Source organism: Pseudomonas sp. TMW22080 (assembly GCF_022496745.1).
GTDB classification, from domain to species: domain Bacteria; phylum Pseudomonadota; class Gammaproteobacteria; order Pseudomonadales; family Pseudomonadaceae; genus Aquipseudomonas; species Aquipseudomonas bubulae.
This window is the reverse complement of the sequence record NZ_SCFF01000004.1, coordinates 216173-228640: the sequence shown is the minus strand read 5'-3', so window position 1 is coordinate 228640 and position 12468 is coordinate 216173. Positions and strand designations below refer to the sequence as shown.

The 12468-nt window shown below is 58.8% G+C and carries 11 protein-coding genes; 2 read left to right on the top strand and 9 right to left on the bottom strand.

Annotation, left to right across the window (positions count from 1 at the left end; translation table 11 throughout):
* Positions 1-51: 51 nt before the first annotated feature.
* Together coaD and EQV96_RS15255 are read right to left on the bottom strand one after the other, a co-directional pair.
* On the bottom strand, positions 52-534 hold the full coding sequence (gene coaD, locus EQV96_RS15260) for a pantetheine-phosphate adenylyltransferase (RefSeq protein WP_004419754.1): 483 nt from the start codon (positions 532-534) through the stop codon (positions 52-54).
* Between the two features lie 171 nt (positions 535-705).
* On the bottom strand, positions 706-2136 hold the full coding sequence (locus tag EQV96_RS15255) for a coniferyl aldehyde dehydrogenase (RefSeq protein WP_094999787.1): 1431 nt from the start codon (positions 2134-2136) through the stop codon (positions 706-708).
* Positions 2137-2294: 158 nt separating this feature from the next.
* Between EQV96_RS15255 and EQV96_RS15250 the strand changes: the two genes are divergently transcribed.
* Both EQV96_RS15250 and EQV96_RS15245 read left to right on the top strand, forming a co-directional pair.
* A complete protein-coding gene (locus EQV96_RS15250; RefSeq protein ID WP_095023209.1) occupies positions 2295-2963 on the top strand; it encodes a TetR/AcrR family transcriptional regulator in 669 nt (222 codons plus the stop codon).
* A 30-nt stretch (positions 2964-2993) separates the two neighbouring features.
* Positions 2994-3848: a sulfurtransferase gene (locus EQV96_RS15245; RefSeq protein WP_095017833.1), complete on the top strand. Its 855-nt coding sequence runs from the start codon at positions 2994-2996 to the stop codon at positions 3846-3848.
* 10 nt (positions 3849-3858) lie between these two features.
* On the opposite strand, the gene EQV96_RS15240 is transcribed toward EQV96_RS15245, so the two are convergent.
* From EQV96_RS15240 to EQV96_RS15210, 7 genes are all read right to left on the bottom strand, one after another.
* A complete protein-coding gene (locus EQV96_RS15240; protein ID WP_095020485.1) occupies positions 3859-4695 on the bottom strand; it encodes an AraC family transcriptional regulator in 837 nt (278 codons plus the stop codon).
* Positions 4695-5738, bottom strand: a complete 1044-nt coding sequence (locus tag EQV96_RS15235) for a hydrolase (protein WP_094999791.1) — start codon at positions 5736-5738, stop codon at positions 4695-4697. The genes EQV96_RS15240 and EQV96_RS15235 overlap by 1 nt, the downstream gene beginning before the upstream one ends.
* A gap of 76 nt (positions 5739-5814) precedes the next feature.
* A complete protein-coding gene (locus EQV96_RS15230; RefSeq protein WP_240882165.1) occupies positions 5815-7269 on the bottom strand; it encodes a pitrilysin family protein in 1455 nt (484 codons plus the stop codon).
* The gene (locus EQV96_RS15225; RefSeq protein WP_095020483.1) at positions 7262-8608 is read right to left on the bottom strand and encodes a pitrilysin family protein; all 1347 of its coding nucleotides are present in this window, start codon (positions 8606-8608) and stop codon (positions 7262-7264) included. Before EQV96_RS15225 ends, EQV96_RS15230 begins: the two co-directional genes overlap by 8 nt.
* A gap of 194 nt (positions 8609-8802) precedes the next feature.
* On the bottom strand, positions 8803-9399 hold the full coding sequence (rsmD, locus tag EQV96_RS15220; protein ID WP_094999794.1) for a 16S rRNA (guanine(966)-N(2))-methyltransferase RsmD: 597 nt from the start codon (positions 9397-9399) through the stop codon (positions 8803-8805).
* Positions 9399-10889, bottom strand: coding sequence for a pitrilysin family protein (locus EQV96_RS15215; RefSeq protein WP_095020482.1), 1491 nt, complete (start codon positions 10887-10889; stop codon positions 9399-9401). The genes rsmD and EQV96_RS15215 overlap by 1 nt, the downstream gene beginning before the upstream one ends.
* Entirely contained in the window at positions 10882-12234 is a 1353-nt protein-coding gene (locus tag EQV96_RS15210; RefSeq protein ID WP_094999796.1) for a pitrilysin family protein, read from the bottom strand. The genes EQV96_RS15215 and EQV96_RS15210 overlap by 8 nt, the downstream gene beginning before the upstream one ends.
* Between the last annotated feature and the right edge of the window lie 234 nt (positions 12235-12468).

Sequence of the window (12468 nt, the reverse complement as noted above, 5' to 3'; positions counted from 1 at the left end):
GCAATTGTGCCGCATTGGCGCCCGCAGTGCACGCGGACGCCGCTTCAGTGGTTATTTCTTGCGAAAACGCTCGGTCAGGGCATCAGCCACGGCCGGGTGTACGAATTTGTTGATATCACCGCCTAATGCTGCGATTTCGCGCACCAACGTCGAGGATATAAACGAATAACGTTCTGACGGCGTGAGGAACAGGCTCTCGACATCGGGGGCCAGTTGGCGATTCATGTTCGCCAGCTGGAACTCGTATTCGAAGTCCGACACGGCACGCAGGCCACGCAGGAACACATTGGCATTCTGTTCTTTGGCAAAGTGCGCGAGCAGCGTCGAGAAACCGACCACCTCAACATTGGGCAGGTGTTTGGTGACTTCACGAGCCAGCTCCACCCGCTGTTCCAGAGGGAATAGCGGGTTTTTCTTGGTGCTGGCAGCGACAGCAATGATCACGTGGTCAAACAAGCGCGAAGCGCGTTCGACCAGATCGCCATGGCCCTTGGTAATAGGGTCGAATGTACCTGGGTACAACACTCGGTTCATCGCGTCGTCCTGGCGGGAATCCGTTGGGGAGTCGGATGGTATCGCAGCATTCCCGGTCGGCCAAGTCGCCATTCGCAGAAGAAAGCACTATAGACGCGACGAATTTACTGCTTTTTCATGATTTTTTCAGGCGTTGGCCCAGTAGGCTCGCCAGTTTTTCGATAAAGCCCGTTAGCGGATAAACAGCTTCTGGATCATGCGTACCAGTTGCCGGTCATAAGGCGGATAGATCATCGGCGAGCTGTTCAGGCGCTGTTTGCACAGCACGCCCTTGGCTTTGCTGAAGGTCAGGAAACCTTCGTGGCCGTGGTAATGCCCCATGCCTGAATGCCCGACGCCGCCAAAAGGCAGGTCGTCGATAGCCACATGCAACAACGTTTCGTTGATGCTGACCCCGCCCGAGTGAGTGGTGTGGATAACCCTCTGTTGCTCGGCTTTGTTGTAGCCGAAGTAATACAGTGCCAGAGGGCGGGGTCTACGGTTGATGTAGGCCATTGCCTGATCCAGATTGGAGTAGGGCACAACGGGTAGTAGAGGGCCGAAGATTTCGTCCTGCATGACGTGCATCTCGTCGTTTACATCCAGCACCAGCGTATGGGGCATGCGCCGCCCCTGGCCCTGTTCATACAGCGGGATCAACCGTGCGCCCTTGAGGGTGGCGTCGGTTTGCAGCCGTTCAAGGCGCGCCAGCTGCCGGTCATTGATAATTGCGGTGTAGTCCGGGTTGTCGATGAGGGTCGGATAAAAGCTGTGAACGGCCTGGCGGTAGGCATCGACGAAGCCGTCTACCCGATCCTGGGGTACCAGCACATAATCCGGAGCGATACAGGTTTGCCCGGCGTTGAGTGTTTTGCCCCAGGCGATGCGCTGGGCAGCGTCTTTGAGCGGTACATCGGCCGACACGATAGCGGGAGATTTACCACCCAGCTCCAGTGTTACGGGGGTCAGGTTTTCAGAAGCCGCACGCATCACCCGTTTGCCCACATGGGTGGAACCGGTGAACAGCAAGTGATCGAACGCCAGCCCGGAGAACGCCACCGCCACATCTGCCTCGCCCAGTACCACCGCAACCATGTCTTCGGGGAAGATCCGCCCCAGCAAATCCTTGAGCCAGTGCCCGGTGACCGGGGTGAACTCGCTGAGCTTGAGCATGACCCGGTTGCCGGCAGCCAATGCGCCAACCAACGGGCCGATGGCCAGATACAGCGGGTAGTTCCACGGCACAATAATTCCCACAACCCCCAGCGGCTGATACATCACTTTGGCACTGGCGGGCGCGAACATCATGCCTACGCTGCGTGAGGAAGGTTTCATCCAGCGCTTAAGGTGTTTGAGGGCATAATCAATGCTGTGCAAGCACGGCATCAATTCGGCAAACAGGGTCTCGTCCGGGCTGCGATGGCTGAAATCCTGGCTGATGGCATCGATCAGCACCTCGCGCTCGCGGCTCAACAGCTGGCGCAGGCTTTTGAGCCATTGCTGGCGCTGCGCAAGTGGCGGGAATGGATGAGCGGCATAGGCCTGGCGCTGCTTGTCGAGCAGGGACTGGAGAGCGTCCGGTTGAACCGGGGCGTCGTGAGTGTGAGTGCTGTCGACAGGCATGATGGCTCCAGGCAGTTTTTATCGGTATTTATCGTAGAAGAGCACTATGTTTTTAGAGCTTGTGCTCTAACCTGTCAATTGAAGGCCTGCCCCGTGTTGTTTATCGATTCAAGGTTAGGCCGTAAGATGCCTTTCGTTTTTAATTTAAGCGCAAGCCCATGGCCATACGACTAAAAACCAGTCAGCGCATCGCCAACAGCAGCCTGGAGCTTTTCAACCAGTTGGGCGAACGCAGTGTGAGCACTAATCACATTGCGGCCCATATGGAAATTTCGCCCGGTAATCTGTACTACCACTTCCCCAACAAGCAGGCGATTATCGCGGTCTTGTTCAGCGAGTACGAAGCGCTGGTATTGAGCTTTTTGCACCCACCCCAAGGGCGTTTGCCAACCGTTGCCGACAAGCACCACTACCTGCAGCAACTGCTGGATGCCATGTGGCGCTACCGTTTTTTGTATCGAGATATCGAGCATTTATTGCACAGCGACACGGAACTGGCCATCCGCTATCGACGTTTTTCCCAGCACTGCCTCACACAGGCCCAGGCCATATACGCCGGCTTTGTCGAGGCCGAAATCTTGTGCATGAGCCCCCGGCAAATTGAATCCCTGAGCCTGAATGCATGGATTATTCTCACCTCATGGGTAGGTTTTTTATGCGCCACCCGTGAAAACAGTGACCAGCTCAGCGAGCAGGCCATCAAGCGCGGTGTGTACCAACTGCTGGTGCTGGAATCAGGTTTTGTTACCGACCAGGCACGGGAAGCCATCGATGAATTGATCAAGGAATACTACGTCCCTCTGGAACACGCGTTGTACGCTCAATAACTGCATTTCACCCCCTTACAGGAGTTCACTATGCCCGTTGCGCAACTGATCAGCCCTCATGCCCTGAATGAACGTCAGGCGCAGCCCGGCCTGGTTATCCTGGATTGCCGCTTTGCCCTCGAAGACCCGGACTACGGCCGTTGCAGTTATGCCGAGGGGCATATTGCCGGCGCGCAATTTGCCGATCTCGAACGCGACCTGAGCGGGCCTGTAATCAAAGGTGTGACCGGTCGTCATCCATTGCCCGATCCACGTACTCTGGTTGAGCGTCTGCAGGCCTGGGGCATCAATGCCGACAGCGATGTGGTGTTGTATGACGACGGCCCGGGTGCTTTTGCGGCCCGGGCATGGTGGTTGCTGACCTGGCTGGGCAAGCGCGAGGGTGTATTTATCCTTGATGGTGGTCTCAAGGCCTGGCATGCCGCGGGCTTCCCGCTGAGCCTGGATGCGTCACCGACCTTGCGTGGCACTTTCGAAGGCAAACCCGACAGCCATATGCTGCTGAGCGCCGAACAATTGCAAAAGCGCCTGACCAAGCCGGGACTGACCTTGATCGATGCCCGTGCCCAGCCGCGTTTTCGAGGTGAGGTCGAGCCGATTGACCCGATCGCCGGGCATATTCCGGGCGCGCAATGTGCCGCCTTCAGCGAAAACCTGGATCCTACGGGGCGCTTTTTGCCTGCGGCGCAGCTCAAGCAGCGCTTTGCCGAAAAACTTGCCGGCCGCTCTCCCGAGGAGCTGGTTGCCTATTGCGGCTCCGGGGTGACGGCGTGTCACAACCTTTTTGCATTGGGCTTGGCGGGTTATCCGCTAGGCAAGCTTTATGCGGGTTCGTGGAGCGAGTGGATCAATGATCCTGCGCGGGGCATTGCTACTGGCGATTGAGCCAGTTGGCTTAAGGGGTGCCGACACTGGCCAACCGGTATGCACCGGGGCCAACACCATAGACTTTCTTGAATTGCCGGTTCAGGTGGCTCTGGTCGGCAAAGCCCAGTTGCGTCGCCACCTGGAGTGGCAAACAGCCTTGTTGCAGCAAGGCTCTGGCATGGGCGATACGCTGTTGCATCAACCAGGTGTGCGGTGGCATGCCGGTGGCGCGCTGAAATACGCGGGCAAAGTGGAATGGCGACAGATTGACTGCGGCGGCGAGTTCTTCCAGTGATGGTGGCTCTGCCAGCCGGGCTTGCAGTACTTCCTTGGCACGGCTTACAGCGCGGTGTTCGACCCCGGGCTTGGCTGGTAGTGGCAGGCGGGCATGGCGGTTGAGCAGGGCAAGCATCATCTGACGCCATGCGGTTTGCTGCTGCAGCGCAGTCTCCGGCCCTTCGAGCAATTGATGTAGCTGGAATAACCCGCGAAACAGGTCGCAGTCGTACAGCAATGTGTCATTGAAGGTCGGCAAGTGGGTGGCGGGCAGTTCCAGTTCTTCCAGCAACTGCTGAATTTGCACGTTGTCCGGGTAAAAAGCCCGGTAACGCCAGCCCGCATCATGACCTTTGTGACCGTTATGGACTTCGTCCGGGTTGATCAGCACCAGCGTACCGGTGGCAGCCAGATGCTCGGCGCCGCGATAGCGATAGCGCTGGGCGCCTTCGAGGATCATGCCGATCACAAAACCATCATGCACATGGGGCACAAAGCGATGTTCGATATAACGTGCCGTCAGCAGTTCGACACCCGTCAGGGGGGGTGTTTGCCAGAAACGGATCGACTCACCCTGTTCTACGTCCATTACGCAGATTCAAGCCGCAGTGCGGCCAGCCATTGCGGAATTCTTCGTTCAAGGTAATAGCCCGGTTTTCTTGGGGAGCCCTCCAGAAATCCGACATGCCCGCCCCTGGTGTGCAACTCCAGTTGCGTGCAGGCTGACAGCTCGCTGGTGTCGGGGATGCTGTGCTTGAACACGAACGGATCGTCCATGGCCTGGATAATCAGCGTCGGTGTGTGGATGGCGCCGAGGAAGTAGCGGCTGGAGGCGCGACGGTAGTAGTCATCGACATTCAGATAGCCGTTAAGAGGTGCCGTTACGCGGTCATCGAACTCCCAGAAGGTGCGCATTTTGCTCAGGGCTTCGACCGAGCCAAGCCTGGTCAGGCTGGCCAGACCTTCGTGTTGGGCATCGAGCTGGAATCGATGTTTTTTGTCTTTGACGTAAGCCAGCATCTCGCGCATGAAGTGAGCTTGATAGACCCTGGAAAATCCCATACCGATCCGGTCGGCACACTGGTCAAGCCGGAACGGCACCGATACCGCGACAGCGCCTTGCAACCCGCTGTCGCTGCCGCTTTCGCCCAGATACTTGAGCAGCACATTGCCCCCCAGCGAATAGCCTACGGCATACAAGGGGGTCAGCGGATGTGCGGCACGTAAATGGGCCACTGCCTCGGCCAGGTCTTCGCTGGCCCCTGAGTGATAACTGCGGGCCAGTAAATTGGGTTCGCCGGAGCACCCTCGCCAGTTCAGTGCGGCGCTGGTCCAGCCGCGTGCGGCGAGGGCGGTTTGCAGCCCCAGTACATAGTGAGAGCCCGACGAGCCGGTCAGGCCGTGCAGCACCAGTACCACCGGCGCATGGTCTGAGGGTGTGCCGTGCCAGTCCAGATCGAGAAAATCGCCATCCTTTAGCCAGATACGTTCACGTCGATGTTCAATGGCAGGCTTGGTACGCCACAACGGCCCCCATAGCGTCTGGACATGGGGGTTGCCCAGACCCGTAGCCGGAGTAAAAGGCTTGAGGGGTGAAGCATGACTGGCTGGAAAAGGCACGGAGGTTCTCATCGAGTAACAGGTACGGCGGATGTCTAAATTGCCACATCAGGGCCCGACACCCAAGTGTTGCGTGCGGGTGCCGGGGTTATCTGATGGCAGGCATACAACTTTGTGCCATCGTCGTTTCTGGCACCATCACCTTGGGCAGGGGCAGTTGAGCAACACTGGGGCCGACGGTTACGCCGACCCAGCCGTCAGCCGTGAAGTGACGGTTCATCGCCGCTTTGATCTGCTCACTGGTCAAGGCTTGAATCTGTTGGATCTTGTAGTTGAAGGCCAGGGGCTGGTTAAAGCGGTTGATGATGGACAGTTCGTTGCGCATATCCAGGTTGCTGGCCGTGAGCTGTGGCAGCGCCCGCAGCAGGAACTGCTTGATGTCGTCCAGTTCGGTTTCGCTGGGTCCGTCCTGCAGGTACTGGGCAAACAGGGCTTTGATATGAACCAGGGCGCTTTGGCTGTAGCGCGAGGGGGTATTGAGGCTGATGATCCAGGGGGTTGGTCCCTGCGCATGGGGAATTTGCGATAGCACGCCATAGGTGATGCTGCGCTCCTCCCTTAACTGCCTGTTGAGGATATGGCTGAAAATAATATGCCCGGCCCGGATCGCTACCCCGTCAGGGTGCTGATTGGGCAAGGCATTCTGTGCCAGCATCAGTACGGTATGGGTTGCTTCATCTTCGATATGCAGGGTTTTGCCATGGGGCAGCGGGGCAGGCACCGAGTGTCTTTCAGCGAGTGCTGGTCCGGCGGGCAAGGCATTGGCCAGTGAGCGGCTGAGGCTCTGCGCCTGTTGCAGGGTCAGGTCGCCGACGATCACGATCTGTGCGTTGGCAGCAGTGTAGGCGCGACGGTAAAAGGCCCTTAGGTGTGATTCATCTATGCGCTCCAGGCTCTCGACCGAGCCGAAGTCGGAGCGGGTGTAAGGTTGCCCCGGATAGAGTTCGTTGTAGATCTGCATCCGTGCAAGAGCGTGTGGGTCTTCGTGGTTTATTTTGAGTTTGGTGAACAGTTCGTTTTTGACCCGTCGCTGGCCTTCGACGGTAAAGCCCGGTTGGGCGAGCATCTCGGTGAACAACTGCATGGCGGGTTCGCGGATGTGCGGGGCGCTCAAGCTGCGCAGGGTGAAGAAACTCCGCTCTTTATCGATACCGTTACCCAGATCCACGCCCAGGCTATCAAACCCCTTGGCCAGTGCGTTGGCGTCCTTGAACGTCGAGCCTTCGTTAAACAGGCTCAGTACAGTCGCTGCCAGGCCGGGTGTATCGCCATCCTGATTGCTGCCCGCGGCAAAGGTGATTTGCACATCGATCATGGGCAAGGTGTGGCTTTCGACAAACAGGACTTTGGTGTTTTGGCTCAGTTTCCAGGCCTTGATTGTCGGCAGGCGGGTGGCAGGCACGGCAGTGCTCAACTCAAGCAGCGATTGCAGTCGTGCTTGTGGTTCTTGTGCTCGGGCTTGCACGCAGACACAGGCAAGGGTGAACAGCAGCGTAGCGACGCGCAAGGCGCGGCTGGCTGCGATTGCGTGAGGCTTACTCATGGCGCGCCTCCTTGGGCAGTACATAGCTGAGGGTCAAGCGGTCGTGGGTCAGGAACGTTTGAGCGGCGAGCTGGATATCTTCAGGGGTGATTTTCGCCAATATCTGCATGCGCTTTTCGTCGTCCTCTGGCGACAAGCCCGCAATGTCCAGTTCACCGAGATACAGAGCCAGGCTTTGCAGGTCATCACGGCTGAAAACATGCCGTGCAATGATCCGCGTACGGGCGCGTTCAAGGTCACTGCCGGAGGGGGGTGTTTTTTTCACTGAGTCGATCACGGCCCAAATCCGTTCTTGAACCTCGCTCAGCGGTTTCATCTTTTTAAGGTTGAGGGTGGCGTCGATGCTGAACAGCTCATCACCGCGGCTGATGCTGCTGTAATGTGAGCCGACGCTGATCAGCAATTCCTCGCCGCGCCACAATCTGCTTTTGAGTTCTGAACTGTCGCCGCCACCGAGCAACTCGCTGAGCAGCTCCAGTGCTGGAGCTGAACGTGGGTCGGTCTGGGTGTGCAGGCTTGGCACGTTGAACGTCATGCTCAGGTTCGGGATTTGATGATCGATGTACTGAGTCATGGTGCGCTCACCGGGAGCTGCCAGTTCGAGCGGGGCCTTGATCACAGGTAGCTCGCGTGAGGCAATCGGGCCGAAGTAGCGTGTGGCCAGGGCCTTGACCTGCTCGGTGTCGATATCGCCGACGATGATCAGGGTGGCGTTATTGGGCGCATACCAGCTTCTATACCAGTGCTTGAGTTCATCGATGTGCATGCGTTCGAGGTCGTGCATCCAGCCGATGACCGGGCTGCCGGAAGCGCTGGTCAGGAATGCCAGGCGACGTGGCAGTTCAAGTGCGCGCTGATGGGGGTCGTTGTCGACGCTTTCGCTGCGTTCGCTTTTGATGACTTCGCGCTCACCGGCCCAATGAGCAGCGGACAGGTGTGCAGTGCTCATCTGGTCTGCCATCACTTCAAGTGCGACTGCCAGGGCATGGGGGGGCAGGGTTTGAAAGAAAATGGTGGCGTCATTTTGCGTCGCCGCATTGTCCGTTGCGCCCAGGCTTTGAAAGATGTGGTCTGACTCGGCCGGACAAAGTTTGCTGCTGCCTTTGAAAATCATGTGTTCAAGGGCGTGGGACAACCCGGATTGGCCTGGGGGCTCATAGCTTGAGCCGACCCGATACCAGAGCTGTGAGTGAACCACGGCTGCACGGTGGTCTTCGTGAACGATAACCTTGAGGCCGTTATCCAGGGTGAAATGTTGAGTGGAGGGTTGGCTGCTGGCCAGGGCCATCAGCGGTTGCAACATAAAGCCGAGAGCCAGCCCGGCAAGGGGGTGTTTCATGGTGGGTGTCCTGACTGTTTATCGTCAGAACAGATTGGGCTTGAGAGGGGAGAGGCGGGCGGTACATAGATACCTTGTACCGCAAAAATCTGTAGCCGCTGCCGCAGGCTGCGATAAGGACCGAAGGGCCTTCGCTTTTGAAAAAGCGACCCCTCCGGGCTTGATCGCAGCCTGCGGCAGCGACTACAGGTTCATCAGGCTTGAGTGGCTTCGCGTTGCCACAGGGCGTAGTTCACGCCGCCGGCTTTTTGCTCGCGATGCAGGCGCCAGTTGGCAGGCAAGCCCAGCTCTGACGGGCGCAACTCGCTTTCGGTGTAAACCCAGGCGTCTTCAGCCAGCCAGCCGCGTTGCTCGAGCAGATCACAAGCAGGTTTGAGCAGGTCCTTGTTGAACGGCGGGTCGAGGAATACCACGTCAAAGGTTGTGCTTGGCGTGGTGTCCAGATAACGCAGGGCGTCAGTCTGCTGAACTTCGCCGACAGTGCAGCGCAGAATGCCCATGTTCTCGCGGATGTTGGAGATCGCATCGCGGTTGCTGTCCAGTGCCACGCCCTTGGCTGCGCCGCGGGACATGGCTTCAAGGAACAGTGCGCCGCTGCCGGCGAAAACGTCCAGTACCCTGGCGCCGCCGATATAGGGGGCCAACCAGTTGAACAGGGTTTCACGCACGCGATCTGGCGTCGGGCGCAGGCCCTCTACATGGGGGAAGTCCAGCTTGCGGCTGCGCCATTCCCCGCCAATGATGCGTAACTGACCAGCACCTGAGTGCGATGTGTTTTTTGGCTTTGCCATTAATGCTCCGGAACCCCAAGAGGTTGCTCTGAAGGTTTGTCGGTAGGAGGTGGCAGTGGTTTTTGCGGCACGGTCGGGCCGGCGGTCACTACGACCATTTTGTCGGCGCTCAGGTGCTTGTTCATGGCGTCCTTGACCTGTTCGGTGGTCAGGTCCTGGGACTTCTGCATGAAGGTTTCCAGGTAATCCAGGGGCAAATCATAAAAGCCCATTGCGCCAAGTTGGCCGACGATGGCGGCGTTGCTGGCCGTGGAAAGCGGGAAGCTGCCAGCCAGTTCACGCTTGGCATCGTCGAGTTCTTTTTGCGTCGGACCATTTTTCAGGTAGTCGGCCAAAATGTCTTGCACCAGTTTGAGCGTACCTTCGCTCAGTTCGGCGCGGGTTTGCAGGTTGATCATGAACGGGCCGCGAGCCTGCATCGGGCTGAAGCCGGAGTACACGCCGTAGGTCAGGCCGCGCTTTTCACGCACTTCGGTCATCAGGCGCGTACCGAAACCGCCACCGCCCAGAATGCTGTTGCCCAATGCCAGTGCGGCATAGTCGGGATCGTCACGGTCAATGCCCAGCTGCGACAGCAGCAGGTGGGTTTGTTTGGACGGGAACTCGATATGGGTTTGGCCAGCCTTGGGCTCGCTTGGTTGCACGGTCTTGGCCACTGCCGGGCCTTTGGGCAGTGCGGCAGATACCTGGGCTGCAATGGCTTCGGCTTCGGCACGCGACAGGTCGCCAACAATCGCAATCACGGCGTTGCCTGCGGTGTAGGCCTTGTTGTGAAAGGCCTTGAGCTGGTCAATGGTGATCGCGGCGATGCTTTGGGCATTGCCATCACTGGCGTGGGCATACGGGTGGTTACCGTACAGGCGCTTGAACAGTTCGTCGCTGGCCAGTTTGCCGGGGTTTTGTTTCTGAAACTCGAAGCTGGCGAGCAACTGGTTCTTGATCCGCGCCAGGGAGTCGGCCGGGAAGGTGGGTTTGCCCACCACCTCGGCGAACAGGTTGAGCGCAGGTGTGCGTTTATCTACATCGCTCAGGCTGCGCAGCGAGGCCACGGCCATGTCGCGATATGCGCCATTGCCGAAGTCCGCGCCCAGGCCTTCAAAGCCCTGGGCGATGGCGCCCACATCTTTACCCGCTACACCTTCGTTGAGCATGGCGTTGGTCAGCAGGGCCAGGCCCGGGGTGTTTTCGTCCTGGCTGCTGCCAGCGGCGAAGGTCAGGCGCAGGTCGAACATCGGCAATTGCCGTGCTTCGACGAACAGCACTTTGGAGCCTTCGGCGGTTTTCCAGGTTTGCACGTTCAGCGCACGGTGGCTGGGCGCCTTGCCGTCCAGCTCGGCCAGGGATTCGAGCTTGTGCTCGCTCTTGGCCTGGTCCAGTGCCTGGCTGGCGACCGATTGCTGCGGGTTGGTAAAAAAGTAGCCGAGTGCACCCACCAGTATGGCGGCGCTCAGACCAAGCAGGGCGTAGCGGGGGCCTTTACGCTCACTCATGGGTTTTCTCCTCGGGCAGTACATGGGCAACGCTGAGACGGTCGCGAGTGAAATAGGTGCGGGCAGCCTGCTGGATATCGGCCGGGGTGACCTTCTGCAGGTCGGCCAGTTCTGAGTCCATCAGCTTCCACGACAGGCCGACGGTTTCCAGCTGGCCGATCGAAGTGGCCTGGCTGGTGATCGAGTCGCGCTCGTAGACCAGTCCGGCAATTACCTGGGCACGCACACGTTCAAGCTCTTCAGTGGTCGGCGGGGTCTTTTTCAGGTCATCGAGCAAGCGCCACAAGCCTGCCTCGGCCTGGGCCATGGTGACTTTCTTCTGGCTGTTGGGCATCGCCGAAAGCATGAACAGGCTGTCACCACGGGTGAAGGCGTTGTAGCTGGACGATGCACCGGAGACCAGTTCTTCGCCCCGCTCCAGCTGTGTCGGCATGCGTGCGCTGTAGCCGCCGTCCAGCAGCGCGGAAATCAGGCGCAGGGCATTGGCGGTGATCGGATCCTTGGCCGTGGCAACGCTGGGCACGTTAAAGCCCAGCATCAAGCTTGGCAGTTGGGTCTGGACGTGGATCTTGAGCAGGCGTTCGCCAGGGGTCGGCAGTTCCAGCGGGATTTTGGCGACAGGTATCTCGCGTTTTTGCACCTTGCCAAAGTAACGCTGGGCCAGGGCTTTGACTTCATCCGGGGTGACGTCACCGACCACCACTAAAGTGGCGTTGTTGGGGGCATACCACTCTTCATACCATGCGCGCAGTTCGCCAACGCTCATGCGCTCCAGGTCGACCATCCAGCCGATGGTCGGGGTGTGGTAGCCGCTGGAAGGGAAGGCCATGGCGCTGAACAGCTCGTAGGCTTTGCTCATGGGCTGGTCGTCGGTGCGCAGGCGGCGCTCTTCCTTGATGACTTCGATCTCGCGCTTGAATTCTTCGGGCGGCAAGCGAAGGCTGGCCATGCGGTCGGCCTCAAGCTCAAAGGCCACGCCCAGGCGGTCACGGGCCAGTACCTGGTAGTAGGCGGTGTAGTCGTCGCTGGTGAAGGCGTTTTCCTGGGCGCCAAGGTCGCGCAGGATCAACGAGGCTTCGCCGGGACCGACCTTGTTGCTGCCCTTGAACATCATGTGCTCAAGCGCGTGGGACAGGCCGGTCTTGCCAGGGGTTTCGTAGCTGGAACCCACTTTGTACCAGACCTGGGAGACCACCACCGGGGCGCGATGGTCTTCGCGCACGATGACCTTGAGGCCGTTGTCCAGGCGGAACTCGTGGGTGGGCTGCGGTTCGGCCGCCAGGGCCGAAAGCGGTAATAAAACTGTGCTGAGCAACAGGCCAGCAGCGCGGCGGGCTAGATTCATTCGTTTTTTAACCTGTTGGGCTACCCGCTCGGCCTTAGCGTCTGCGGGTGAGGAGGTGCTAGGATACTGATCCGTTTTACTGGCGGCCACGCCTATCAGGCCTTTGACGATCAGACGACGTTTGATCGGGCAGTATAGGAGCCCGCTTGGAAGTGTGGATGTATACCGGTAAATTTCGCATTTTTGCCGACTTTCCCGTGACAGACCCGAGTTAAGACGAAGTTTACGAGGTGT